Below are 1,764 nucleotides of genomic sequence, written 5' to 3'. Positions count from 1 at the left end.
GGCGTCTTCTCCCACCGGTGCGGGTCGAAGACGAGCTGGTAGGCCGCCCGCCACGCCGCCGCCGAGTGCATCAGCCAGTAGACCGGGTCCAGCACCGCGTAGACGGCGATCCGCCAGTTGTAGCGGCGCCACGCGGCGACACCGGAGAACACGATCATCGCGCCGTTGCCGCCGAGCATCAGCAGCAGCCCGCCCTGGAGGATGGGGGTCGGGAAGTCCACGCCGACGCGGATGCCGATGTAGGTCACCACCGTGAACAGCAGCGCCAGCGGGTAGGCCAGGAACGCCAGCGGGGTGCCGAGCACCAGCCCGACCATGCCGACCACGCCGCCGATCCCGTTGAGCCGGAACCAGCGGGCCGGGTTGCGGGTGTTGACCGCCGCGGTCACCAGGTAGCCCTTGATCCACCGGGTCCGCTGCCGGATCCAGGCGAACGACTCGGACACGGCCTCCTCGCCGGTGGCGGACTCGATCGTGCCGACGGCGTAGCCCTGGCTCGCGATGCGCAGGCCCAGGTCGGCGTCCTCGGTCACGTTGTACGGGTCCCAGGCGCCGAGCCGGCGCAGCACCTCGGTCTCGAAGTGGTTGCTCGTGCCGCCCAGCGGCAGCGGCAGGCCCGAACCGTCCATGCCCGGCAGCATCATGTCGAACCAGTGCGCGTACTCGATCGAGAACATCCGGGTCAGCAGGTTGTAGTCGGAGTTGAAGTACATGAGCGAGGCCTGCACGCACACCAGCCGGGGCGCCGTCGGGTCGACCCACCCCTTGACCAGCCGGTTCACCTCGAACGCGGCCACCGCCCGCCGCAGCTGGTCGGGCTGCGGCCGGTCCTCGGCGTCGAAGATGACGACGTACTCGCCCTTGGCGAACTCCAACCCGTAGTTGCACGCCCGCGGCTTGGTCCGCGGCCGGCCCTCGGGCACGATCACGATCCGCACGTACTCCGGCGGTCTGCTCGCCTGTGCCGCCTCGATCGTGGCGGTGTCGTCCTGCTCCAGCAGGATCAGCACGTCCAGCTTGGACTTCGGGTAGTCGAGCCGGTCGAGGTTGCCGATCACCTTCGCGACCACCTCGACCTCGTCGTAGACCGGCACCAGGATCGTGTAGACGGGCAGGCGGTCGTCCGGCACCCGGCCCGGCCAGTCGCCGCGCAGGCCGCGGCGCTCGCGCTCCCGGCGCACCGCCCGCTCCCAGCGGCGCTTCTGCGCGATCCGCCACGGCGAGCGCAGCCCGTAGAGCGTCTTGAACGCGATGTTGTTGACGAACAGCAGGTTCGCGGCGCTGTAGACCACGACCACCGCCCAGCCGGGGCGCAGCACCGCCGTGACCAGGAACGCCACCAGCAGGACCGGGGGGACCACCTTCTGCCACACGGCCACGCTGACCCGTGCCGAGGCGTCCGGTGCGGTGTCGGCCATCTGGTCGGTGATGCGGTAGAGCAGCTTGTCGCGGCAGACCTCCTGGACGGTCCGGTTGACGTCCCAGTCCGTCGCGGTCCGCACCTCGACGCGGTCGACGCCGGCGAGCGCGCGGGCGTCGGCCAGGACGTCGGGGGTGGGCGGCACGGACGTCGCGATGGTGAGCACCTCGCCGTCGAGCCGCCACGGCACCCAGCCCGCCAGCGCGAAGTCCCGCGGTTCGCGCCGGGCCATCAGCGCTGCGGCGGGCGGCCGTCGCCCGTGCAGCTCGATCAGGGGCGCGTCCCAGAGCCGCGCGAGCTCGGCGTACATCGTGCGGCGCGGCACGCCGTGCAGGATCAGGTGC

Annotated in this window: 1 protein-coding gene; it reads right to left on the bottom strand. The window is 71.6% G+C overall.

Annotated elements, in window-relative coordinates; all coding sequences use genetic code 11:
* On the bottom strand, positions 1–1,764 hold a 1,764-nt coding region (locus tag AB0G02_RS38400), incomplete at both ends, for a glycosyltransferase (protein ID WP_360804882.1).

The organism is Actinosynnema sp. NPDC023658, from assembly GCF_040639995.1.
Taxonomy (GTDB): domain Bacteria; phylum Actinomycetota; class Actinomycetes; order Mycobacteriales; family Pseudonocardiaceae; genus Actinosynnema.
The sequence above is the reverse complement of the archived record's forward strand: the minus strand, read 5'-3'. Positions and strand labels throughout refer to the sequence as shown.